General features: G+C 54.6%; 19 protein-coding genes. 8 read left to right on the forward strand and 11 right to left on the reverse strand.

Annotation, left to right across the window (positions count from 1 at the left end; all coding sequences use genetic code 11):
• Positions 1-65: 65 nt before the first annotated feature.
• The 3 genes from RAL90_RS09205 to RAL90_RS09215 form a co-directional block, all read right to left on the reverse strand.
• Positions 66-1208, reverse strand: coding sequence for an acyl-CoA dehydrogenase family protein (locus RAL90_RS09205; RefSeq protein ID WP_306249850.1), 1143 nt, complete (start codon positions 1206-1208; stop codon positions 66-68).
• Positions 1209-1296: 88 nt separating this feature from the next.
• Positions 1297-2481, reverse strand: coding sequence for an acyl-CoA dehydrogenase family protein (locus tag RAL90_RS09210; protein WP_306249852.1), 1185 nt, complete (start codon positions 2479-2481; stop codon positions 1297-1299).
• An 89-nt stretch (positions 2482-2570) separates the two neighbouring features.
• Complete coding sequence (locus RAL90_RS09215; protein WP_306249854.1) at positions 2571-3200, reverse strand: nitroreductase; 630 nt, start codon at positions 3198-3200, stop codon at positions 2571-2573.
• Between the two features lie 153 nt (positions 3201-3353).
• Between RAL90_RS09215 and RAL90_RS09220 the strand changes: the two genes are divergently transcribed.
• A complete protein-coding gene (locus RAL90_RS09220) occupies positions 3354-4271 on the forward strand; it encodes a fatty acid desaturase (protein WP_306249856.1) in 918 nt (305 codons plus the stop codon).
• An 8-nt stretch (positions 4272-4279) separates the two neighbouring features.
• Here RAL90_RS09220 and RAL90_RS09225 read toward each other — a convergent pair whose 3' ends face one another.
• Positions 4280-5218, reverse strand: a complete 939-nt coding sequence (locus RAL90_RS09225; protein ID WP_306249858.1) for an alpha/beta hydrolase — start codon at positions 5216-5218, stop codon at positions 4280-4282.
• A gap of 178 nt (positions 5219-5396) precedes the next feature.
• Between RAL90_RS09225 and RAL90_RS09230 the strand changes: the two genes are divergently transcribed.
• Positions 5397-6815 (forward strand): sensor histidine kinase KdpD, encoded by a 1419-nt coding sequence (locus tag RAL90_RS09230; protein ID WP_306249860.1) that lies wholly within the window; start codon positions 5397-5399, stop codon positions 6813-6815.
• Between the two features lie 5 nt (positions 6816-6820).
• Here RAL90_RS09230 and RAL90_RS09235 read toward each other — a convergent pair whose 3' ends face one another.
• The 3 genes from RAL90_RS09235 to RAL90_RS09245 all read right to left on the reverse strand — a co-directional run bounded on the left by RAL90_RS09235 (position 6821) and on the right by RAL90_RS09245 (position 9764).
• Positions 6821-8263 carry a hypothetical protein gene (locus RAL90_RS09235; protein ID WP_306249862.1) on the reverse strand — a complete coding sequence of 481 codons (1443 nt, stop codon included), beginning with the start codon at positions 8261-8263 and terminating at the stop codon, positions 6821-6823.
• A gap of 164 nt (positions 8264-8427) precedes the next feature.
• Positions 8428-9291, reverse strand: coding sequence for a CoA ester lyase (locus tag RAL90_RS09240; RefSeq protein WP_306249864.1), 864 nt, complete (start codon positions 9289-9291; stop codon positions 8428-8430).
• Positions 9288-9764, reverse strand: coding sequence for a MaoC family dehydratase (locus RAL90_RS09245; protein ID WP_306249866.1), 477 nt, complete (start codon positions 9762-9764; stop codon positions 9288-9290). The genes RAL90_RS09240 and RAL90_RS09245 overlap by 4 nt, the downstream gene beginning before the upstream one ends.
• 512 nt (positions 9765-10276) lie before the next feature.
• Between RAL90_RS09245 and RAL90_RS09250 the strand changes: the two genes are divergently transcribed.
• Genes RAL90_RS09250 through RAL90_RS09270 form a run of 5 tightly spaced genes read left to right on the forward strand, consistent with a single transcriptional unit; the run spans position 10277 to position 16273 of the window.
• The gene (locus RAL90_RS09250; RefSeq protein ID WP_306249869.1) at positions 10277-12550 is read left to right on the forward strand and encodes a DUF3604 domain-containing protein; all 2274 of its coding nucleotides are present in this window, start codon (positions 10277-10279) and stop codon (positions 12548-12550) included.
• Positions 12551-12562: 12 nt separating this feature from the next.
• Complete coding sequence (locus RAL90_RS09255; protein ID WP_306249871.1) at positions 12563-13435, forward strand: peptidylprolyl isomerase; 873 nt, start codon at positions 12563-12565, stop codon at positions 13433-13435.
• Positions 13432-14604 (forward strand): HupE/UreJ family protein, encoded by a 1173-nt coding sequence (locus RAL90_RS09260; protein WP_306249873.1) that lies wholly within the window; start codon positions 13432-13434, stop codon positions 14602-14604. Before RAL90_RS09255 ends, RAL90_RS09260 begins: the two co-directional genes overlap by 4 nt.
• A gap of 29 nt (positions 14605-14633) precedes the next feature.
• Positions 14634-15815, forward strand: coding sequence for a winged helix-turn-helix domain-containing protein (locus RAL90_RS09265; RefSeq protein WP_306249874.1), 1182 nt, complete (start codon positions 14634-14636; stop codon positions 15813-15815).
• Positions 15816-15826: 11 nt separating this feature from the next.
• The gene (locus RAL90_RS09270) at positions 15827-16273 is read left to right on the forward strand and encodes a YaiI/YqxD family protein (RefSeq protein ID WP_372340461.1); all 447 of its coding nucleotides are present in this window, start codon (positions 15827-15829) and stop codon (positions 16271-16273) included.
• A gap of 2 nt (positions 16274-16275) precedes the next feature.
• Here the strand turns inward: RAL90_RS09270 and RAL90_RS09275 are convergent, their stop codons facing one another.
• From RAL90_RS09275 to RAL90_RS09290, 4 genes are all read right to left on the reverse strand, one after another.
• Entirely contained in the window at positions 16276-17307 is a 1032-nt protein-coding gene (locus RAL90_RS09275) for a fatty acid desaturase (RefSeq protein WP_372340462.1), read from the reverse strand.
• 520 nt (positions 17308-17827) lie between these two features.
• Complete coding sequence (locus RAL90_RS09280) at positions 17828-18661, reverse strand: IS5 family transposase (protein WP_306249879.1); 834 nt, start codon at positions 18659-18661, stop codon at positions 17828-17830.
• Positions 18662-19214: 553 nt separating this feature from the next.
• On the reverse strand, positions 19215-19964 hold the full coding sequence (locus tag RAL90_RS09285; protein WP_306249882.1) for a hypothetical protein: 750 nt from the start codon (positions 19962-19964) through the stop codon (positions 19215-19217).
• 302 nt (positions 19965-20266) lie between these two features.
• Positions 20267-21688, reverse strand: a complete 1422-nt coding sequence (locus RAL90_RS09290; protein WP_306249884.1) for a protein adenylyltransferase SelO — start codon at positions 21686-21688, stop codon at positions 20267-20269.
• A 105-nt stretch (positions 21689-21793) separates the two neighbouring features.
• Here RAL90_RS09290 and RAL90_RS09295 point away from each other — a divergent pair, with 105 nt between their 5' ends.
• The gene (locus RAL90_RS09295; protein ID WP_306249886.1) at positions 21794-23386 is read left to right on the forward strand and encodes a nodulation protein NfeD; all 1593 of its coding nucleotides are present in this window, start codon (positions 21794-21796) and stop codon (positions 23384-23386) included.

A 23386-nucleotide genomic window follows, 5' to 3' on the forward strand; every position in this document is an offset into this window, starting at 1 on the left:
AAGCATCATAGGGCCACCCCATAGGGGGACCCATAAGTCAGGTTAAGTAATTGATATTACTCGCGTCAGGCAGCGCGCAGGCCAGTCAGTCGCTCATAACGCTTTTGATGATGATCGCCATTGCCAAACAATGTGTCCATCATGGTTGCATGCATGAAATAGTGCCCGACAGCCATTTCTTCGGTAATGCCCATGCCGCCATGCAACTGAACGGCGCTTTCACCGATGAACTTGCACGACTTGCCAAGCTGCACCTTGACCATGGAAGCGGCAATGCGCGTATCGTGGCCGTCAGTATCTGCCTTCATGGCAGCCATATAAGCCATCGACGTCATCTCCTCCTTGAAGATGAACATATCAACCATGCGATGCTGCAGAACCTGGAACTGGGCTATAGGTGTGCCGAACTGTTCGCGGCTTCGGGTATATTCACCTGTCAGATCACAGATTTTCTGACAGACGCCCATCGCCTCAGCAGAAAGACCGATAATGGCTCTGTCGATGACCTTTTCAATAACCGGAAAGGCCTTGCCCTCTTCTCCAATCAGGTTGGCCGCAGGCACGCAGACATTCTCAAGAATGACATCGCCGGCCTGCAGGCCGTCCATGGTCGGGTAGCCTTCAATGGTCAAGCCATCTGTGTTCTTATCAATAAGAAAGAGGCTGATTCCATCCTCGTCCCGGATGTCACCACTGGTCCGCGCTGCCACAATCAGCTTGTCAGCAATATTGGCGGCAAGCACCACAGCCTTGCGCCCGGTCAGCACATAGTCTCCACCCTGCTTCTCAGCTTTGGTTTCCACATGGCATAAATCGAAGCGGCTGTGCGGCTCTGCATAGGCAAGGCCCATTATAATCTCACCGGCGGAGATTTGCGGGATCAACTCCTTGGCATGCGCGCCGCCAACTTCCAGCAGGGTGCCGCCTGCCAGAACAACCGTGGGCAGGTATGGCTCAACAACCAGACCGCGACCAAATTCTTCCATGATGACCGACAAGTCTACTGCCGTACCGCCAAACCCGTCATATTCCTCCGGGAAGGCCGCGGCCATCAGGCCAATCTCGGAAAATTGTGCCCAGACCTCCTGGCTCCAGCCCTCATCGGAAGCGATGATCTTCTGGCGGGTTTCGAAATCATATTTTTCACGCAGAAAGCGGGCGAGAGACTCGCGCAGCATCTGCTGCTCTTCTGTAAATTCAAAATTCATATACTGATTGCCTTGTTCTTTGTTCAGTCGCCTGGCCGACAGCCCGATTGCGGCCCTGTTTCCTACAAGCCGAGCACGGTCTTGATTTCTACAGGCCGAGGACGGCCTTGGCGATGATGTTACGCTGGATCTCGTTGGTACCACCGTAAATGCTGGTCTTGCGCCCGTTGAAATAATGCGCGGCAGCATGGACGGTATGTTCCGGTCCCGATGGATGCTCATTATGCCCCAGATTGCGCTGATATGGCAGGGCGTAATAGCCCGCCAACTCGACCGCCAGATGGGAAATACGCTGCTGAAGTTCCGTACCACGAATTTTCAGGATAGAGGATTCAGCTCCTGGCCCCTTCCCGGCTTCTTCATTCGCCAGAGAGCGCAATTCTGTGAATTCCAGCGCCGTCAGATCAATCTCGATCTCGGAGACCTTACGGATAAAGTCCGGGTCTTCGCTCATCTTCGGTCCGTGTCCGGCAACCTCGTCATTGGCCGCAACCTCTTTCAGGCGGTCGAGATAGCGCTTGGACTGATGCACAGCAGCAATATTGGAGCGTTCATGCATGAGCAGGAACTTGGCATAGGTCCAACCCATGTTTTCCTCGCCGATGAGGTTTTCGGCCGGAACTTTGACATCCTCCAGAAATACTTCATTGACCTCATGGTCACCGCCCAGCGTGATGATGGGACGCACTGTCACGCCGGGGGTCTTCATATCAATCAACAGAAAGGAAATACCCTGCTGCTTTTTCACATCCGGGTCAGTGCGCACAAGACAGAAAATCCAGTCCGCATATTGCGCATATGTGGTCCAGGTTTTTGATCCGTTGACGATGTAATGATCACCATCGCGCACGGCTTTGGTGCGCAGGGATGCAAGGTCAGATCCCGACCCCGGCTCGGAATAGCCCTGACACCACCATATATCTGCGGACAGGGTTGGTGGCAGGAACCGCTCTTTCTGTTCTGGCGAGCCGAAAGTATATATCACCGGCCCGACCATGGACGTGTTGAATGCCAGCGACGGGAACGTTTCTGCTTTGGCCATTTCCTGATCGAAAATATAGCGCTGCGTCGGAGTCCAGCTTGTACCGCCATATTCTTCTGGCCAGGCCGGCGCAGCCCAGCCCTTACCGTGTAGTTTTCTGTGCCAGTCGAGATAGGTCTCCTTGTTGAAGTCTACCTTGCCGCCGCGCTTTTCATCGGGCCAGTTTTCAGCGAGAAAACTGATCACCTCCTGGCGGAATGCTTCGTCTATTTCTGAAAATGACAAATCCATGAGCTTACTCCTTTGGCGACAAAGACTAGAGCGACCATACTGGCTGTCAAAAGATTGTGGCAGTTACAGCTGAGAAAATCCTGCCACGGCTATGCCGTCTTCTGCCAATGCGTGATGAGGCTTGCCGCATCGACGCGCGGGCGCTCTTTCGGATCTTCCTCGGCAGTACCGAAATAAAGGAACCCGGCAATTTGCTCGTGGGTTTCCAGCCCCATCGCCGCGAGGACATGGCGATTATAGGCATACCATTCGGTGAGCCACTGAACAGCAAAACCCATGGCACTGGCTGCGATCAGCATATTCTGACATACGGCGCCAGCCGTCAGTGACTGTTCCCATAAAGGGGTTCTGTGTTCTGTTTGCGGAGAAAATACGACCGCAACGATCGTCGGCGCCCGCATGAAGCGATGCGCCTCCTGATTGGCTGCCTCTTCAGATGCATCCGGATTGTCCTGCAGGAAGCCTTCCCTGAATACCGGACCAATTTCAGCGCGCGCTTCACCATCAAAGACAATGAAGCGATACGGGCAGACACGGCGGTGATCGGGCACACGGGCACCGATCTCCATGATCTGCGCCAGCTGCTCTGCATCAGGTCCGGGCCCGTTCATTGTTTTAACCGTGGTGGAGCGCCGCAGGGCTAGAAGGCGCAATGTCTCATCGGAGGGGTGCGCGGACGGCAGTGAGTCTCCCAGCTGCGGTTTGTCTGGTAATGGCATAATGTCTGTCCTTCCCGGAACGCTCATATAGGGGGCGTTTTAGGCTTTCGCACAACATATAGTTGCGCCACCCTACGGCGTTAACCCTTTATTCATTGTTTTCAATGATTTGGGCACTTATACTCTGATCATGAAAGACGTGTAGGCAAATTCATGCTTGGTATCAAAACACTCGACCTGAACCTGTTTGAACAGGGTGACGCGAAACGGCAGGCAAACTTGATTGCCGCGCGCTATATGACACGTGGCGGCATCGACTGGACATCCCTGGTGAATGGGGGCGCCGCCTTTTTGGCCTTTGCCGGTATTTTTTTCTGGGGAGCAAGTTCAGACGCGCTGTGGCTGAAACTCTGCCTTGGCATCGTTCTGCAAACCTGGCTGGGGTTCGTCTGCTTCAATATCACGCACGAGCTGGCCCACGGGATCGTCTTCAAAGGACAGCGCAGCTATCGGTTTCTAAACCATACTATTGGTTCCCTGATCGGGCTGGTAACGCTCACCCCCTATCACGGGTTTCGCATCACGCATCTTGCGCATCACCAGAATGTCAATGATCCGAAGGAAGACCCCAATTACTGGGTGTTGCGCGGGCACATTCTGCATGTTGTGTTCAAGCTCGTTTTCGGCATGTTTTACGATCATGCAGCAATGGTGCGCTATGGCATTGAAAAGCGGCGCACAGATATATTGTTGTTCTTCGCAGGGTTCTGGGTTGCGGTCCTCGCTCTGGCCACCCTTCTGGCCAGCTTCTTTGGCTGGCAGAACGTCTTCCTGCTCTGGCTCATCCCGGCCTATTTGAGCTTCTCACTGGTGTTCATGGCCGTAGCGGTGATCCCGCACCGGCAATCTCCCGATGCACCGCAGGAGCAGATCATGCATATCCTGATCCTGCCCGGGGCCGCACAAGCGATTTCAACTTTTCTCCATGCAGGCCATAATTATCACCTGTTGCATCATGCCTTCCCGCGTGTGCCCAGCCATCATTATGCCAGCATGGCACGGGAATTATTCGCCTTACAGGAAAGTGGTGTGAACAGCGCTGCTGGAGAATTAGCGGCGGAAGCCTGCTAGGCGGTCAATCAGTACAGGGCAAAATTGCTCATGTCTTCATAGACTGCTTTAGTCTCTGGCAGGTTCCAGTAAAGATGGAACATGTGGAACATGCCATCGAGAACCCTGAGACGCACGTCATTGCCAGCGCGCAAGGCGCGTTGTGATAGACGTGCACTGTCCCCAAGCAGGACTTCTCTGGAGCCGACCTGAATCATCAGGGGTGGCAGACCGGAAAGGTCAGCATTGATCGGGGAAACCCTCGGATCCGTCACATCAAGACCATTCGCATAATGACGGAACAGGCTGCTTATACTGGTGCCACCCTTGTTCTGGATCAATGGATCATGCCTCTGGACGGTCAGCATTGTATCACTTGAGGCACTGCCATCCAGTACCGGAGAAATAAGTACCGCCTTGTCAGGCAGGCGAAGACCTTCATCGCGCCAGCGCACCAGGCTGGACAGCAGCAGATTGCCACCAGCTGAGTCACCTACGGCAATGATGCGCTTGTTGTCGGGAATTTCCTGCAACAGCGCCTTATAATATGCAGTTGCATCGTTCCATGCTGCCGGGAACGGATTTTCTGGCGCAAGCGCATACCGCACGCCATAGGCCTGGCCACCGGTCATATCACATAACGGCAGAACCGCCCCTGCATTTGACTCAGGTGACCCGCAAACAAATCCGCCTGCATGAAGATACAGGATAATCGGTCCGTCAGCCTTGAACCCTTTGGTCAGCATACGAACACCATCGACACCGCCCATGGGGTGGGCCGTCAGGTCATATGAAAAATCCAGCTGTTTCTGTGTTTCCGCCCACTCACCGTTCTGGATTTTACGCGCAATATCACGAGTGACAGGATTGCGAAAAGAATCAAGCTGCGGCAGGCGTTTCAGAGACTTGTAAAGAAGCTGAGCCTCTTCACTGAGTGCCGGGCTGACCTTCTTACGTTGCAGCAACATGTTATTTCCCAAGAGATACCAGTGGTCACCATAGGATAAAGAGGTAAATAATTCCTTCCACAGACCGGCCATCAGATAGCGAAAAGTATCAAACTTAAAAACATCAGTGCACAAAGAAAGGATGCGGTTAATAAAAAGGCAATCTGTATGCGCTAGACATGGTTAAAGCAACTTAAGCATGTTCATGGCCGCAGCTTCGAAAGAGATCAGCAAACTCACGGCGCGCTTCAGCGATCCGCTGAGGGAGCGCAGATATCACGAGTATGCCCTGTCCTTCTACTCCCGGAAAGACAGGTACATGCTCTATGCTGCTGTGGCTGTCTATATCCTGTATGGTTTCCTGGACCTCCTGACACTGACCAATGCTACATTCATGATTCTGACCGTCAGGATTTTCTGTGCGCTTGGTGCTTTCCTGATCATACGCTTTTCCATGACAAAAATGGGCCGGCAATATTTTCAAGAACTGGCCGGGATGCTTATGCTGGTTGCCGGCCTGTCGATTGCGCTGATGATCTGGATGGAAGGGAACATTGATACGCCGCCCTATTATGTCGGCCTTATCGTCGTTGCGATGGTATCTACCGGGCTGATCCGACTAACCGTCCCGCGCACATTGTTCGTTTTACTGACTGTCTTTACTGCTTTCTGTCTCGCAACCTGGCAAATGCCGGTTGACGTTGGCAGGATTGCAGCCACGTTTTTCATTTTCAGTTCATTCATGCTGGCTGGTGTTTCCAACTATCTGCTGGAGATGTCGCGACGTCATGAATTTATCAAACACGAAGAGCGTCTCAGGTTGCATGAACAGCTTGAACAGATGGTTGCAGATGCCAAGAGCTCCCTCAAACGCAAGAGTGCCATTCTCAACATTCTGACTCACGTGTTCAGAACACCGCTTCACCAGATTATCGGCTATGCCCAGATTCTGGAGCAGGAATCACTCGGCAAACAACAGCACCCTGAATATGTGGAGTATAGTGAGCATATTCACTCAGCCGGGCAGAACCTGCTTCGACTGGTACAGCGCCTGATGAAGCATGGTCGGCTGGAGGCTGGCACCATCCGGTTCACCCCTGAACGGGTTTCAGCCAACGAGCTGGTGGAGTGCGCCATGTCAGGCGTCAGCCAGAAGGCGACTGACAAAAAGGTACATATTGCCTATGAGCGCAGCAACATCTCTGTTCAGGCCGACGCTTCCCTGATTGAAGACGCTCTTTTTGAGATTATCGAAAACGCTGTCGAGGCAACACCTGAAGGCAGCTCGGTCAATATCCGTGTCGAGAAAACGAACAGCCACGTCATGTTTTATGTGGAGGATGAAGGCCCCGGCATTGACAATGAACAGCTTGAGCAGATCCGGAATTCCATGGAAATGACAGAAGAATTCCTCAGTGTCAGCGAAAAACTGAGTCTGGGTGTAACCCTGGCAGAAAAAATCATAGCCCTGCATAAGGGGGAACTTGATATGCGCCGCACTGGTGACACCGGTACAATCGTTGAGATACGCCTGCCCCTGAAACAGAGCGGCACGGACCAGGAAGACCGCTCCGAAGAGCCGTCTGAACCCGAAGAACCACAACGCGTTTCCGCTTGAGCGGATCAGTAAGGCTTGGTCACTTTCAGCATGTAGACGGCGCCGTTTTCATCTGTCTCGACGCTGACATCTGCGCCCTTGCAGCCAGTTGCCATGTCATACATTTCCTGCTCGTTCCGGAAGAACAATGTCCAGTCCAGGATGTATTCCATGGGCCAGTAAGTGCCGATACTGGCATCATTTACATTGCCCACAAGCAGTGTGCCGCCGGGACGTAAATGGTCATAGAGCTTGCTGGTCAGCTTACGGCACAAGCCGGCATTGAGATAGTCCAGAAGCCCCGCTGAATAAATCAGGTGCTGTTTCGGCAAATGCCGGAATGTGCTCATGGGACGGAGCATCTCCGTAAAGGACGTATGCATACCACTGACAATAACATTGGAACGGCTAGGGGCAAGACTGCGATAGGCAGCATTGATGCCGTAATTCAGGGCCTCTATTTCCTGATCCACCAGGGTGAAGCTGTAGCCCTCATCCTTGGCGTTTGTCCGCTCCAGAAAACGCTGCACCTCGCGCGCCGGGCCGCTGCCGATGCTCATCACGTGATAAACATTGTCAGACCCGTCACTCAGCCCCTCAAGATAGCGGCTGATATAATCCATGCGCGAGACAATCGGCCGGCCGGAGATCAAGCCCAGCATGTGCAGGTAGCGGCTGTAGGTTGTCGTACCTTCCGGCTGGTGATCATACATGTAGTTCATAATCTGGAAATCACCGGGGTAGCCCATGGGCTTGAAGAAACTGCGATGCCAGTTCGTGCCTTTGACGAGCTCATAAGTGATCAGCTTTTCCGTAAAGGTCTTGAGTGCCGGGCGCAACGCATCATCATTCATGTGCGGCAACACGAGCTCATTTCCGGCAAAACACAGTTCCGCCCAGTCTGTTTCGGATGCCTCCTCGAGGCCATAAGCGACAGTATCCGCTTCCTCCAGGGTGAAATAATCTTCATGCGGCGCAATGTTGTTTTCGATAAAACTGCGCCGGTCAGAGAGATAGTCGAGCACCTGTGTGCAGAAGACGCGATAATCAGAAGGCACGGCATGAGTGATTGACGGATGACTGGCGCCAGCCTTGCGGCGGGCCAGAGCAGCTGCATTCTTGCGGGCAATAACCTCAATATCCACGCCGCGCTGATCGTAGAGAACATCAACTTCTGCCACGCCGGTTTTCAGCGGTTGCAGGATAACCGGACATTCATAGAAGCAGGTACCGCTCTGGATAAAGGATAGTGTTTGCGCATCCGGCACCTGTGCCAGTGACAGGCCTTCCGGCAGCTTCAGGGTCAACCCTGTCAAACAGATGCTGCTGATCTCGAACTGAATGCCGAGCAAATGCACGCAAGGCGGGTTATTCTTGAAAAACGCATCGGCATTATGGGGTTCAAATGAAACCCGCATGTCCGTATTTTCAGCGCCTTTAAGCTCCTGATAGTGCTTTACTGGTTGCATTATTGACCACTCTCGTCTTCATCAGCGTAGTCTCCCCCTCCACGAAAGACGATGCACCCACACCGTCAATCTCATTTACCATACTACACTGAGGGAAATATGCCAACAAAATTAGTGGTTTGTTAACCATTTAGGCTATTCTGGCCTGTCTTTCACGGCAGAAATTAACCTTTAGGGGCGCGTGAAAGGATTTTTCGCGCTGTTCGCAGATGCGGCATGTCGAGCATCTTGCCATCCAGACTTGCCACGCCCGCAGAGGCATCAGCAAATGCTGCTTCCACTGCCCGCGCCCAGACAATACTCTGCTCATCCGGTTGAAACGCCTGCGCGATCACATCGACCTGCGCAGGGTGTATTGCTGCCTTTGCATCAAAACCGTCCCGCAGGGCAGTTTCTGTCTGGCCTTTAAGGCCTTCAAGGTCGCGGAAGTCTGCATAGACCGTGTCAATGGGCGTAACACCCGCGGCACGCGCTGCCAGCAGGCAGAGATTGCGCGCCAGCCGGAACGGCTCCGTGTAAGTGCCGTTTTCGAAGTTGCGTGCCGCACCGATATCCGCCGCCAGGTCTTCTGCCCCCCACATCATGCCCACAAGGCGCGGATGAGCCCAGGCATCGCCCCTTGCCAGGGACAGGACGCCCTGGGCTGTCTCGGTAACGATCGCGATAATAGAGGTTTTGCCCGCCCGTTCCGGCACTTCCAGCCCGGCCATCATGTTGGCCAGCGCCTGCACATCTTCCGGGCCATTGCACTTGGGCAGAATGATACCGTCAGGCGCAGCAGGCAGAATGGCCGCAAGGTCATCGCGGGTCATCTCCGTGTCGAGCGCATTAACCCTGACAAAGCACTGAATATCCTGCGGCAGTACGTCGCGCAGTGCTGTGGCTGAGATCTGTCGTGCTTCCTGCTTGCGTGCAAGGGCGACAGAATCTTCAAGGTCGAGGATAGTGATATCAGCGCCGACGGCAGCACATTTTGCCTGTTTCTTTTCACTGTCACCGGGCACAAAAAGAAGTGTGGTAAAGTTCATGCCGCGCCTCCCTTTCCCGTCTCAGTTGGTCTGGCACGCATCAGGGCGGCACGCTCACAACTTGCCACCACCTCTCCGCGCTGATTGATCGCCTCGTGAAAGAACGTGACAATCCCCTGTCCCGGCCGGGATTTACTGGCTCTCACACCCTTTACTTTTGTCCGTGCACGTATTGTGTCTCCATGGAAAACCGGCTTGGGAAACACCACATCCGTCATGCCCAGATTGCCGATAGTGGTGCCCAGTGTTGTATCCCCGACGGTCATGCCGATCATCAGGCCAAGCGTGAACAGGCTGTTGACGAGTGGCTTGCCCCATTCTGTACCCGCCGCAAATTCGGCATCAATATGCAATGGCTGCACATTCATCGTCATCAGGGAAAAATGCATGTTGTCATATTCCGTGACCGTACGTGACAGATCATGGTTGAAAACCATGCCTTCTTCAAATTCTTCCAGCCACAAGCCTGCCATGGTTTATTTCCTTTAATCCTGAGGGGTAATTTTATTCAATTCGCAGCAAGGTTTCTAGGATAGGCTTTATCACAATGGCAAGGCAGGCAGAGAGGAATCCTGTTCTGGCCATGATGTGCCGAAAAATACCACCGATCAGCCATCTTGCGGATCGTTTTCGGGGGAATGAAGTATCGGGACGTCAATGGACGCGTCGCTATATAACACAGATAGGGACTGCAATTATGAGTAAACAACGGACATATTTCGGCGAGAGACCTGCTTCAGCTTCACTCAGCGCGTGGATCGCCACCAGCGGATCACTGCTTCTGGCCCTGTCATTTGCCTTGCGCCTGATTGCCTGATTGGGCCGCCTGCTGATTGTTGCGGCGCAACATCAGTCGGCTAATACCACATTTTTGAGGTGATCTGCTCATAAGTAGCAGATTTCCCGGTTACAGACTCACCTTCCCCCTGTTCAAAAAAAAAACACACTGTACCCTGTTCTCGTCGAGATAATGGAGGGAACGGTCATGCGTATTATCATCGGGCTTGTCATTGTACTGGCCATGCTGCTGGGCGGCTGGCATCTTTTTGACCGGGCTGTCATGTCAGGCAAGCTGGGAGAGGAGCGCACTGCCGGCACGATCGTCGGAGATGCGGTACCGACGCCTGTCGTGATTGCCCGCCAACAGGCAGACGCGGCGGTTGCACCGGCAAGCAGCGAAAAACAGATCCTGTTTGGTGATCTACATGTGCATACCACCTACTCTACAGACGCTTTCCTCTGGGCCCTGCCACTGAACCATGGCAAGGGGGTGCACCCCCTGGCAGATGCCTGCGATTTTGCACGCTACTGCTCAGCGATGGACTTCTGGGCCATCACGGATCACGCAGAGGCCGCGACGCCTGCGCGCTGGGCTGAAGCCAAAAAGAGCCTGCGCCAGTGTCAGGCGAAAGCACTCGACCAGGACAATCCTGATCTCGTCTCGTTCCTCGGCTTTGAATGGACGCAAGTGGGCGCCATACCAACGGAGCATTTCGGGCATAAAAATGTCATCTTCGAGGGGCTGGATGATGACAATGTGTCCGCGCGGCCCATCGCCGCTATTGGCGGTGCCATGGATGCATTGCGCACAAATGCCTTCGGCATGCCCGCAGGTCTCTCCCTTCTCGACTGGGGAAACCGCGACGTTTACTGGGACTTCAATACCTATATCAAAAATGTTCAGGCTACGCCCTTATGCGATGCTGACCTGCCCTCAAGTGAACTGCCCGCTGATTGTTATGAAGCCGCAGCAACGCCCGGCGATCTCGTTGCACGACTTGAAGACCAGGGACTTGATCCGCTGATTATTCCGCATGGCTCCACCTGGGGCTTCTACACACCGCCGGGCACCACTTGGGACAAGCAACTGGAACCGGCACAACGACCAGAAGCATTCTCTCTTCTTGAGATTTACTCCGGGCACGGCAATTCAGAAGAATATCGTGATTACATTGACGTTATTGCCTCGGAAGACGGGTTGACAGGCATTTGCCCGGAAAAGACGCCGACATACACACCAGCGTGTGTCCGTGCCGGCGAAATCATTGAAGAACGCTGCCTTGCCGAAGGTGACAGCGCAGATGACTGCTCAGCCCGCGCCGCCGAAGCGCGCGATGCTACCGCCAATATGGCGATTGCCTATCATCTGGCCATTGGCGGCGAAAGCGTTGAGGACTGGCTTGAGTCAGGCCAGTGTACAGACTGTTATCTGCCTGCCTTTAACTATCGCCCCAAAACAAGTGCGCAATATGGCCTCGCTATCTCGCGCTTTGATGATGCGGGGGAGCCGGTCAACCGCTTCAACTGGGGCTTTATTGCCTCATCAGACAACCACCGCGCACGCCCTGGCACGGGCTACAAGGAAGTAGCGCGCCGGATGAATACGGAAGCAGGTGGCGTCATCAAACCGGAATACAGGAGCCTTTTCCTGCAGGATGACACACCGCGAGACGCTCAGATTTATCGCCGGACGCGTGAAGAACTCCAGGCGATTGCCGGTTTCCAGTTAACGGAGATCGAACGTCAGTCAACTTTCTGGCAGACCGGGGGCCTGGCCGCTGTGCACAGCGAAGGCCGCTCCCGCGCCGAGATATGGGATGCATTACAACGCCGGGAAACATATGCAACCTCGGGTCCGCGCATGTTGCTCTGGTTTGACAGGGTGGACCCGGATGGCGCTTCCGCCCCGATGGGCGCAACCGTCGAAACATCAGAAGCTGGCACGTTCACCGTCAAGGCGACAGGCTCCTTCAAGCAGAAGCCCGGCTGCCCGGACTATGCCATGGACGCGCTGGGGGAAGATCGCATCAGCTCCATCTGCTCGGGAGAATGCTACAATCCTTCTGATGAACGCAATCTGATTCAGCGAATCGAAATCATCCGTATCCGCCCGCAAATCTCACCTGATGAAGATGTGGGAGACCTCATCGATGACCCGTTTCTGGTGCATAACTGCCCGGCAGATCAGGCCGGCTGCTCGTTCACCTTTACCGATGCTGCTTTCTCGGCTGGTGGGCGTGACGCGCTTTATTATGCCCGTGCCATTCAGGAACCACGCCCGACCATCAATGCGGATGCGCTGCGCTGTGAGCGGGATGAAGAAGGCAACTGCATCAAGCCGAATATCTGCTATGGCGACTGGCGCACAGGGGATGAGGACTGCACGGCACCGATGGATGTGCGCGCCTGGTCATCTCCCATTTATCTGACTTACACATCACAGGTTGCATCTGGCACGACCGCCCCTTCCCTTGAATAAAGAGCACTGACAATGCCCCTGAAAATTCTGCGGCAACTGCCGGAAGCAACCTGGTATGCGGTCGGTGCGTTGATTGCGCTTGCTGTCGCCCTGATGACAGCCCTTGGTATTGCGCCTGCCACGGGTCAGCGCGGTGCTGTTGCCATCGTGAATGAGGACATTATTCTCCGAACGGAATATGAGCGGGCTCTCACGGCCATGCAAGCAGGGCTTGCCCGGCCATTAACCGCGGAGGATAAAGCCAGAGCCCTCGATATACTCATCAATGAGGAGTTAATCGTACAGCGCGCCCTCGCTCTGGATATGGCGCGCACGGACCGCCAGACACGCAAGACACTTATACAGGCGGTCATCCGCTCCTCACTTGCTCTTGATGGCCCGATCGACCCGACGCAGGACGCGCTGCGCAAACTCTATGAGGATGAACAGGGGCTTTTTTCATCACCGGACTTTGTCACTGTGCGCATTGCCGGCACAACCTCCCCCGAGTCACTGGCGCAGTTTCGGGCGTTAATGCAGGCAGGCAACCGATTTGAAGATGCCGTGAGCGCAGCAGGGCTCGAAGATTTCTCACCACCGCCTGATCTGCCGCTTGGCAAACTCTCGGATTACACAGGCAGGGCCGGTCTTGAAGCTGTCAGCACCATGGAAGCAGGCGAGATTGCCGGGCCATTCACCTATGCGGGGCGCAATATTTATATCTGGCTGCAAGCGCGTACTGGCGGCACGGCCCTGCCCTTCGATATGGTCAGCAGTCAGGTGGAGGCTGAATGGCGCCGCCGGCAGGAAGAACAGGCCTTTACGGATTATATCAACCGCTTGCGGCGCCAGGCCCATATCAAGACATTGATAGACCCTGCTGAAACAACAGATGCAACCCCATGACCCGTTTATCCCTGCTCCTGTTGGTGCTGGCCGGGTTGTTCTGCTCACCTGCCAAAGCGCACACGACTAGCCAGTCTTTCTCAAGCTGGCGCAGTGACGGCACAGATGTGAACGCCGTCTTCGCTGTCGATGCGCGCCGGATCACGCAACTGGCTCAGCTCTATGACCTGGAAGGCGGGCTCTATCCCATGCTGGAAGACCACCTGAAAGAAACGATCACGGTACAGCAGGGCAATACGCCTTGCGTCCGCTCAGGCATTGCTCCTCTAACCAGCGACGGAGCGATCATCCGTGCCCGCCTCTCGTTCAGCTGCCCAACGGCAGTTGCCAGCGAAAACAGTGTGGTGACGATTGCCGCTTTTCACACTGTTTCCGCAACACATATCCATATTGCCAGAATTGACGACGCTGCAGCAGATGGCGCTGGGCGGGAAGTGCTGCTGAGCGAAGCGCAGCCGGCTTTTTCCCTGTCTGGCACACATACCCCGGGCAGCCTGACCGGCTTTGTCAGGCTTGGTTTCGATCATGTTCTCTCCGGACCAGACCACCTCGCCTTTCTCGCAGCGCTCTTGCTGCTGGCTGGTACCCTGCGCCGTGCCCTGATTGCCGTCACGGGCTTTACGGTGGGGCACAGCATCACTCTGGCACTGGCTGTTCTGGGTATAATTGAGCCGCGTGAGCAGATGATTGAGGCACTGATTGCTTTTACAATCGCCAGCACGGCCCTGGAAGCGGGACTGCCAGAACAGCGCAAAACCGCATTCCGTTTTTTTGCTGCCCTTACCGCCCTGATTATCCTGCCATCAGGTCTCGTCCTGCCATTCGGGGTCGCCATCATGCTGTACGTGGCCGCAACGGCGCAACTGCCGCAGACGACAGCCATCCGGCTTGTGCCTGTGGTCGCGATTGCCTTTGGGCTGATCCATGGTGCCGGATTTGCGGGAGGGCTGACGGAACTGGAGCTTACCGGGCGGAATCTTGTTGCGCCGTTGCTGGGCTTCAATATCGGGGTAGAGTTGGGGCAGATCCTGGCGCTTGGTCTCATTCTGGGCATCGCGAGCCTGCTGGGCACAGTCCTGCCTGGCAGCAAACATATCTCTCGGGCCTGGCTGGCCCTGCCCCTGTTTTGCGCAGGCTGTTTCTGGTTCGCCGAACGCCTGTGGACCTGAAGCGCGAGCCTTGAGAAGATGCAACGGTCATGACACTTGAAATCACCAACAGGCAGGCACGCTGGCTGTGGCTGGAGGCGCAGGGCTTGAACAAGCCGCCGACGGGCCCGGCCACCACAGACAGGTTGCGCGAAATCATTCAGCAGCTCGGCTTTGTGCAGCTCGACACCATTCGCGTCGTTGCCAGGGCGCATGATCATATTCTCTGGAGCCGAAACCAGAATTATCGCGAAGACATGATGCATATTCTGTTGACGGAAGAGCGACAGGTATTTGAACACTTCACCCATGACGCCTCCATCCTGCCGATGGCGTTCTACCCCTACTGGCAGCGACAGTTCGGCCGCATGGCCGCGCAGTTGAAAAACGGCACCTGGGCGAAGGTCATGCCGCCCGGAAAAGACATCACCGCCATCCGTGCACGCATTAAAGCAGAAGGCGCTTTATCCACGAAAGATTTCTCCGGCAAGGCCGACAAATCCGTCCACGCCTGGGCACGCCCGGCACACAAATACGGCCTTGACTATCTCTGGTATGCCGGGGACCTGGCCACCTGCCATCGACACAACTTCATCAAGTACTATGACCTGTCAGAGCGCGTGATCCCGGCACAGTGGCGTGAGCGTCACGTGAGCGACCAGGAGCAGATTGACTGGCTCTGCCATCAGGCCCTCAACCGGCTGGCATTTGGCACCGAAGGCGATATCCAGCGCTTCTGGTCCGCCACTGACCTTGCGGAAGTCAAGCACTGGTGCAGCAACACCAGCAACAGCCTGATACCTGTTGAAATCAAGCATGCGGACAAAAGCAGCCATCTGGCTTTTGCACCAGCCGATATAGAGGCGCGGCTGGAAACCTTGCGCGCGCCCACATCGCGCCTGCGCATTCTCAACCCCTTCGATCCGCTGGTGCGGGACCGCGACAGGATACAGCGCCTGTTCGGGTTCGATTATCGCATTGAGATATTTGTGCCTGCCGCAAAACGTCAGTATGGATATTATATCTATCCCCTGCTGGAGGGCGACCGCCTTGTGGGGCGCATTGAAATTCGTGCCGACCGCAAGAAGAGCACGCTGTGCGTTGAAAATATCTGGTGGGAATCCGGTGTTGGCAGCACTGGCAACCGGCTGGCAAAACTGGCAAGCGAAATTGAACGCATGGCACGATTTGTCGGTGCCAGCGACATCATTCGGAAGGACCGGACTTCATGACCACCTCAGCCATGCGTATCCTGGTCGATGCCGACGCCTGCCCCGTGAAGGAAGAAATTTACAAAGTGGCCTTCCGCCATAAGGTGCCGGTGGCAATCGTTGCCAATAGCTATATGCGCCTGCCGCAGCACCCGTTGATAGAGCGCGTTGTCGTATCCGACGGATTCGATGCGGCAGATGACTATGTGGCGGAAGCAGCAAACAGCGCCAGCGTCGTCATCACCGCAGACATCCTGCTGGCAGATCGCTGCCTCAAAGCCGACGCTGTTGTCATCAACCCGAATGGCAAACCGTTCACGGAGGATATGATCGGAAGCGCCATCGCGACCCGCGCGATCATGGCAGACCTGCGAGCCGGCGGCGACCAGATCGGTGGCGCAGCCCCGTTCAGCAAGGCAGACCGCTCAAGGTTTCTCTCTGCCCTCGACGCCGCCCTGGTAAAGCTGAAACGCTCTTAGCCTCAGGCCGCCGCCAGCTTCGCCTCGCGGAAGCTGACCAGACGCTGACGGGTTTCACACCATAAATGCAAATTGATGGATTTCAGGCTCTGCCACAGGGTCAGCCGCTTGATGGAGGCAAGCGCCGGATGATCCTTCAGCACTTTCGGCAAGCGGTAAAACGGGATACGCGCATTCAGGTGATGCACATGATGAATGCCGATATTGCCGGTGATCCATTGCAGCGGCTGCGGCAGATCATAATGTGACGAGCCATGCAGCGCAGCATGATGAATCTGCCAGTCCTCATGGCGTGACCAGTGGGTGTCTTCAAACTGATGCTGCACATAAAACAGCCAGACCCCGATTGATGCAGCAAACAGCATGACCGGCAGGAATACGGCGAGAAACGCCTGCCAGCCAATCAGCCAGATGACACCGCTTGCGACCAGCAGCATCATCAGATTGGTGCCCATGGCACTCACCCAATAGCGCCAGCCGCCATTCAGGAACTCCAGTGGCAGCCGGTTCTGCAGTAAAAACACATAGGCAGGGCCAATGCCAAACAACACAAGCGGACTGCGGAAGACGCGATAGCTCAGGCGACCCGACCAGGATTTCGCCTGATATTCCTCAACCGTCAGGGTGTGCACGGCGCCGATGCCCCGATTATCGAGATTGCCGGCAGCCGCATGATGCTGCGCGTGGGCACGGTGCCAGACGAAATAAGGCGTTGCCGTCAACACCCCGATACAGCGCCCGACCCAGCCGTTCAGCCATTTCTGCCGGAAATACGCGCCATGCCCGCAATCATGCTGGATAATGAACAGGCGCACGAGAAAGCCCGCCGTCGGCAGCGCCACCAGCAGCGTCAGCCAGTAGCCAACCTGCAGCGACCAGACCGCCATGGCCCAGAGCAGCACAAAGGGGATGAAAGTGACCGCCAGCTCAAACAGGCTGCGGCCAAGCCCTGGCTCACGATATCGTGCCAGCACAGGCATCCAGTCACTGGCGCGGGTGATCCTGTTCTCTGTTGACGGGGTTGTTTCGGGCATTTCCTGTATAGTCATTGGCAACACTACTCCATTCAGACCGGAAATGTCATAAGCAGGTTTGCCCGCGAACAAAATGCTAATGCGCACCCGATCAGTCATATTGGCATCTTTGGCCAATTTCGTCGCGAATAACTTGTCAAATCGCACAAACAACGCCACATATAGCGTGTGTAAAGCAATCGAAAGGAGGTGATCTGATGTCAAGTGATTATGCCAAACGTGTGGACTTGAGCGGATCGTTATGCCTTCGGAGCAGTCTCTGAGGATCTGACGTGAGGCGCGGGCATTAATCCAGCCCATCAAGTGCCACCCGTCCGCAATAATTACGGCGCCGCCCTGCTGGTGACTAACCAGAAATCACAGGGCGGCGTTTTTTTGTCTATTGAGCCGTTTAAGCCCATAAGGTTTTGGCAGACCGTTCTCCCCCACAAACCGGCGTCACCCCGAACGCCGTCAGGCGATCCGGGAAACAGCTCTGGCGCCATTGACATGATTTTTAAGAGTCTGAATCAAAAGTCTTTCATATGAAACATGCTCTTGCCAGTCGTCTTGTTGCGATACGGATGTGAGCCATGAATAGCCATGCGATAGCTGAGGTCCAGCATCGTTCCCAATCCTTGGCGAGACGGCGTGATCGCTCTAACCATGCGAATGTGCGTTCTACGACCCATCGCCGGGGCAGGACTTTAAAGCCTTTCATTTTATCGGATCGCTTGATGATTTCCATCCGGAATGGACCGACTTTTTTAAGTTTGCGCTTTAGCTTATCTCCCGCATAGCCACCATCGGCAAAGATATGGCGAAGCCATGGAAATTTGTCTCGCGCTTCCATCAACACCGCTGGTGCGCCGTCGCGATCCTGTACATCCGCGGCATGCACAAGTGCTGTCACCAGAAAGCCTTCCGTATCCGTCAGAATATGCCGCTTGCGGCCTTTTATATTTTTGCCCGCGTCAAAGCCAGTAATACCGCCACTTTCTGTGGTTTTAACCGACTGGCTATCGATCACACCTGCGCTGGGGTGTGGGCTTCTGCCGTGTGCTTCGCGGCATTCAAACAGCAGGCGGTGATTGATCTTTTCCAGCAATCTGTCATCACGCCACCAATAAAAATATTTCTGAACCGTCGAAAAAGGCGGGAAATCCCTTGGTAACATGCGCCATTGGCAGCCAGTAGACGCGATATACAACAAGGCGTTCATGATCTCCCGCATCGGCCACTTGCGAGGACGCCCCATCCGATTTGGAAGAGGTATTTCAGGTTCAATCAAAGCCCATTCGTCGTCCGTCAGATCACTTGCATAGCGCAGGAAACTGCGGTCATAATATGTGCGGGTGGTTTCATTCCAACTCATCTGATCCTCCGTGTCTTAAGCAAACAAAGAGAATCATAAGTCGTTGAAATCACCCAGATACTTTTGGATCAGGCTCTTATTTTTTATTTTTTGGCTTATCATTATTTTTATTACCCTCTATTATTATTTTCATTTTAAGTTTAGCAGGGTTTTTATCTATTGAACTGCAGTATTTATTTATTCCATTTCTTCTTTTATTGGCTGGTGGCATACTTTATTATAGTTTCAAGCTGGTACTGTTACCACCGCATATAATGTTAGTTAACCGCGTAAGAGAGCTGTCAGGAAACAAACCACTCGATGAGCCGGTAGAATAAAATATGCTGAACCCGTGAGCTTTACGAAAACGTCTTAGGTTATGGTATCGGCCTGCTATTTATGCCCGATGCATTCGTCCCGCTCACTCGGTAAAAGTTACATCGGATTTCCTGAGAATTTATTTTGACCCTGCGCTTGTTTCAGACAATGGGGACGTGATCGATTCCGTGCCAGCGCAAAGAAAATCAATCATTAATTATGATAAAAATATCAAAAAATTAGAGGAATACTTGAGTTAGTCCGGTGATATGATTGTGCCGCACTCAAGATTATCATTCGACATGCACTCCTCTGATACGGTAATACCAGATAAGACACCTAAAAATCTTATCTTCTCATCTTTCGTGTCCAATCGGAATACGGGAGAACCCGACATGCCTTGCGCGGCCACGAAATCAGACGTGAAATAGCGATCCATCGGGGCAAGAAATTTAGCTTTTCTAGCGCATAAATTTCGATGAAACTGTTTCTCAATCACCCTGTCGTCTCTATTGAGTATAGCTGTTACGGATGAAACATTTCCAAAATCGAGGTCTACGTCATATTCGATCGCTCGGTTTATGACTGCCTCTGAAAACGGTGGCAGCAACGGAATCGTTATGTAATCTTCAGCGGGATTAGTAATTTTTTCTGGCATTTTCGGAACTGGCAATTCTTCGTAACCAAGCGGCACTTCCATCGAAAACACGGCATTATTTATGAACAAGTTTCCATCATCATCATATATTGAATGATTGGCAGTGGCCACACTATACATCTTGTCCGAATATTTGACTACAGTTCCTACTGCAGTGACAAGTGCACCATCCTCTTTTCTTTGTAGTAGTAGCACACCTGTCGCATCATAGACTGCTTTCTCTAGCCCCTCAATTTCCTGTTGTTCCAGAACCTCATATTCGTAAGGGCAAGCCTCGTAAATAGCTTCAGGCCCTGATACAGTCGCGAAGATTGTCAAAATAGTCTTAACTATCGGTTCCCAAATCATCTCGTGCCGGCTCAATAATTTTTACTGAATAAGTTTCGTAAGTTTTGCTTCCAGGCGGGTCAAGTGCACAGCTGATCTGACAGAAAATCTCAACTTTGGGCTGCGCGCCCCAGGCGCACTTCAAGAAAAATAGACATGTACCGTGGCTCCCCCGGACAAAGCCCGGAGTGCGCCCGCACCATCCACGTCGATTTTTCCCTCCGTTTGCCCCCTGACCTGCTCCCCATGATGCCCATGGTCGAAAGCTGAGCTTCTCCACTAACCTGTCTGGTCGCGCTGCGGCTTCGCCTGATTATTTCCGCTTAATTTGCGCTTAATCCGTATGCTGCCCGCGCCTGCCCTATCGCCACCAACTTCTGCTCAAAGGCGGACCAGTCATCGCGCTCTGCGATGGGCGCCCAGATGTCTTCCACTTCTTCAATCAGCATACTGCACGGGCGGCGATTGCTGAAATAGTCGTGTTGTAACCGCTCGGGCCGGACCGGCTCTGCGGCGAGTAGGCTTTCCTCCAGCGCGCGCCAGTTGTCGCGGGTATATAAATCCGCCACCGGACTTTTTGCCGCACGCGCGACAGATGCCACACCGCCAAACCAGTCGAAGAACAGTTGCTCGAACGGGATGCTCGTCTCGTTCATCCAGCGCAACAGCAGGCCGACAAACTCACTGTCGAGACCGGCGACACCCAGCCGCCGTGAGAAGCTGTCTGCCATGGCCTGTTCATACACAACCGGATAGAGTTGCAAAGCCGCATTCAGGCGCTCTTCCGGCACAAGTTTGGTCAGTGTCCCGCCCAGTTGGGCGATGTTCCAGCCCACCGCTTCCGGCTGGCGGGCATAGGCATACAGGCCGGAGTGGTCAAAATAGGCGGCGGTGAAGCCCGGCTGCACGGAGGGAAGGAAGCGCCACGGGCCATAGTCAAAACTCTCCCCGGTAATGTTCATATTGTCCGTGTTCAACACACCATGCACGAAACCGGCAGCCATCCATTGCGACACCAACGTGGCTGTGCGGCGGACCACCGCCTCGAAGAACCCGACCAGGCGGTCATCCCCTTCAAGGTTGCTCAGCGCCGGGAAATAATGTGCGATGCAGTGATCAATCAGGCGGACAATATCATCCTGCCGGTCGTGATAGGCGAGATACTGGAACGTGCCGAAGCGAATATGCGAATGGTTGAGCCGCACCATGACGGCAGAGCGTGTCGGGCTTGGTTCATCGCCGCGCTCAAGCGCTTCGCCCGTCTCGATCAGGGAGAAGGTTCTGGACGTTTCAACGCCCAACGCCTCCAACATTTCGGTCGCCAGAATTTCGCGCACGCCCCCTTTCAGGGTCAACCGCCCGTCGCCGCGCCGGGAATAAGGCGTCTGGCCCGAGCCCTTGGTGCCAAGATCCAGCAGCCGCCCCTGCCCGTCCCGCATTTGTGCAAACAAAAAGCCGCGCCCATCGCCCAGATCCGGATTGTAACTGCGGAACTGCTGACCGTGATAGCGCAGGGCCAATGGCTGCGGCAGATTATCCGGCAAGGGCTGGAACCGGGCGAAATGCGCAATCCATGCTTCGTCACTCAGAGCATCGAGGCCGACACTGGCGGCTGCCCGATTGTTCCGGAAGCGCAGCGTTGCACCGGGGAAATCTGCAGCGGTGACCACATCATAAAAGCCTGACCCAAGATCAGGATGCGCAGTCACAGGTGTATAGATGCTGGGGCGGCTGTCATGAGTCATTCCGGCAACATAGGCACTAAGCGGGTCGCTGCCACCGCTTTCGCGTTGAATGTCGGGAAAAAATAGTTAAATGTTAAAGAGCAAACCAAGGGGATGGTCACGCAGATGCAACACGCGCGTAGTTATCGCAAGTTCTTCCTGTTCCTGATAGTGGCGGGCCTGGCGTCACTATTGCTCGGCACGCTCAGCAGTCTTTTCGCACAAAATGGCGGCAGTCGTAACGCCGTGGTGCTGGAACTGAACGGCGTTGTTGAGCCGACCGTCGCTGGCTACCTCAGCCGCGAAATCGAGACGGCCAATGATACCGGCGCAGATCTGGTGATCATCGAAATTGACACTCCGGGCGGGCTCGTCACCTCCATGCGTGATATTATCAAGAGTATCTTGGCATCAGACATCCCGGTGGTGACTTTTGTCTCGCCGCAGGGCTCTCAGTCGGCCAGCGCCGGATTGTATATAATGTATTCCGCCCATGTCTCGGCCATGGCCCCGGCGACGAATACGGGCGCGGCAACACCGGTGAGTATGGGCGGTGACGGCGGCGATGGGAGCGAGGAGCCGTTTTTCCCGGAGCTTGAGCAGGAAGAGCCTACCGAGGAAACAAATGACGAAGCACCTGCTGAGACAACCGAAACGGAACCTGCTTCAGGCGAGACCAGCGAAGAGACAGCCTCCGAAGGCGATGCCGGGACCATTCGCGAAGATGCCCAGGATACGCTGGAAGACCGTGCGCTTGAGGAATTCCCGGCTGATTCCAGCGAAGATGCCATGCGCCGCAAGATCGTGAATGATTCTGTTGCTTACATCCGCTCGCTTGCTGAAAAGCGCGGTCGCAATGCCGACTGGGCCGAGCGCGCGGTGCGGGAAGCTGTCAGCGTCACCGCCAATGAGGCGCTGGAACTCAATGTCATTGACCTGATGGCAGAGGACCTGGACGACCTCCTGACACAGATTGATGGTCGCGTGGTCGAGACAGCTGCCGGAGACGTCACGATTGCGACGGAAGGGATGCAACTGACACGGGTCGAGCCGAAATTGTGGGAAGTGATCCTTTCCATCATCACCGACCCGACCATCGCCGCTATTCTTCTATCCATCGGCACGCTCGGCATTACCGCAGAAATCTGGAACCCCGGCTCAATTTTCCCCGGCACGGTCGGCCTAATCTGCCTGTTGCTGGCATTTTATTCTTTCCAGATATTACCCTTTGAAGGCCTTTGGCTCGCCGTGATGGGGGTCGGCGTGCTTCTAATCATGCTCGAAGCTTACACCCCCACTTTTGGCGTTTCCGGTCTTTTCGGTCTGGCATTATTTGGCGTCGGAATGTGGTTCCTGTTCCCTGAAGATGTGGGAAGAGTATCGCCAATAGCCATCATTTCTATTTTGGCCGTAATAGGGATGTTCCTCATGCTCATGCTCATCGCCTTGACGCGAACGCGCGGGCACGGCCCGCTGATCGGGGCCGAGGCCATTCGAAAGCGTGAGGGCAAAGTAGAGGATTGGGACGAAGAAAAAGGGGAAGGTATTGTCATTGTCGACGGCGAGCGCTGGCGCGCGCGTTCAAAGACCCCTTTCAAGCCGGGCGATATCATTAAAGTTGTTGAGGTAAACGGGCTGGTATTAGATGTAAAGTCAGCCCAGGGCGACCCAGGTCTATCCCGGTTTATGCCAGGCCGTGGCAAACCACAGGGCGCGTGA

The sequence above is a fragment of the Parvularcula sp. IMCC14364 genome, from assembly GCF_030758415.1.
GTDB lineage: Bacteria > Pseudomonadota > Alphaproteobacteria > Caulobacterales > Parvularculaceae > Aquisalinus.

Excerpts from the sequence above, each read along its gene's own strand:
- RAL90_RS09205 (WP_306249850.1), bottom strand. The coding sequence starts at position 1,208 with ATGAATTTTGAATTTACAGAAGAGCAGCAGATGCTGCGCGAGTCTCTC.
- RAL90_RS09210 (WP_306249852.1), bottom strand. The coding sequence starts at position 2,481 with ATGGATTTGTCATTTTCAGAAATAGACGAAGCATTCCGCCAGGAGGTG.
- RAL90_RS09215 (WP_306249854.1), bottom strand. The coding sequence starts at position 3,200 with ATGCCATTACCAGACAAACCGCAGCTGGGAGACTCACTGCCGTCCGCG.
- RAL90_RS09220 (WP_306249856.1), top strand. The coding sequence starts at position 3,354 with ATGCTTGGTATCAAAACACTCGACCTGAACCTGTTTGAACAGGGTGAC.
- RAL90_RS09225 (WP_306249858.1), bottom strand. The coding sequence starts at position 5,218 with ATGTTGCTGCAACGTAAGAAGGTCAGCCCGGCACTCAGTGAAGAGGCT.
- RAL90_RS09230 (WP_306249860.1), top strand. The coding sequence starts at position 5,397 with ATGTTCATGGCCGCAGCTTCGAAAGAGATCAGCAAACTCACGGCGCGC.
- RAL90_RS09235 (WP_306249862.1), bottom strand. The coding sequence starts at position 8,263 with ATGCAACCAGTAAAGCACTATCAGGAGCTTAAAGGCGCTGAAAATACG.
- RAL90_RS09240 (WP_306249864.1), bottom strand. The coding sequence starts at position 9,291 with ATGAACTTTACCACACTTCTTTTTGTGCCCGGTGACAGTGAAAAGAAA.
- RAL90_RS09245 (WP_306249866.1), bottom strand. The coding sequence starts at position 9,764 with ATGGCAGGCTTGTGGCTGGAAGAATTTGAAGAAGGCATGGTTTTCAAC.
- RAL90_RS09250 (WP_306249869.1), top strand. The coding sequence starts at position 10,277 with ATGCGTATTATCATCGGGCTTGTCATTGTACTGGCCATGCTGCTGGGC.
- RAL90_RS09255 (WP_306249871.1), top strand. The coding sequence starts at position 12,563 with ATGCCCCTGAAAATTCTGCGGCAACTGCCGGAAGCAACCTGGTATGCG.
- RAL90_RS09260 (WP_306249873.1), top strand. The coding sequence starts at position 13,432 with ATGACCCGTTTATCCCTGCTCCTGTTGGTGCTGGCCGGGTTGTTCTGC.
- RAL90_RS09265 (WP_306249874.1), top strand. The coding sequence starts at position 14,634 with ATGACACTTGAAATCACCAACAGGCAGGCACGCTGGCTGTGGCTGGAG.
- RAL90_RS09270 (WP_372340461.1), top strand. The coding sequence starts at position 15,827 with ATGCGTATCCTGGTCGATGCCGACGCCTGCCCCGTGAAGGAAGAAATT.
- RAL90_RS09275 (WP_372340462.1), bottom strand. The coding sequence starts at position 17,307 with ATGCCCGAAACAACCCCGTCAACAGAGAACAGGATCACCCGCGCCAGT.
- RAL90_RS09280 (WP_306249879.1), bottom strand. The coding sequence starts at position 18,661 with ATGAGTTGGAATGAAACCACCCGCACATATTATGACCGCAGTTTCCTG.
- RAL90_RS09285 (WP_306249882.1), bottom strand. The coding sequence starts at position 19,964 with ATGATTTGGGAACCGATAGTTAAGACTATTTTGACAATCTTCGCGACT.
- RAL90_RS09290 (WP_306249884.1), bottom strand. The coding sequence starts at position 21,688 with ATGACTCATGACAGCCGCCCCAGCATCTATACACCTGTGACTGCGCAT.
- RAL90_RS09295 (WP_306249886.1), top strand. The coding sequence starts at position 21,794 with ATGCAACACGCGCGTAGTTATCGCAAGTTCTTCCTGTTCCTGATAGTG.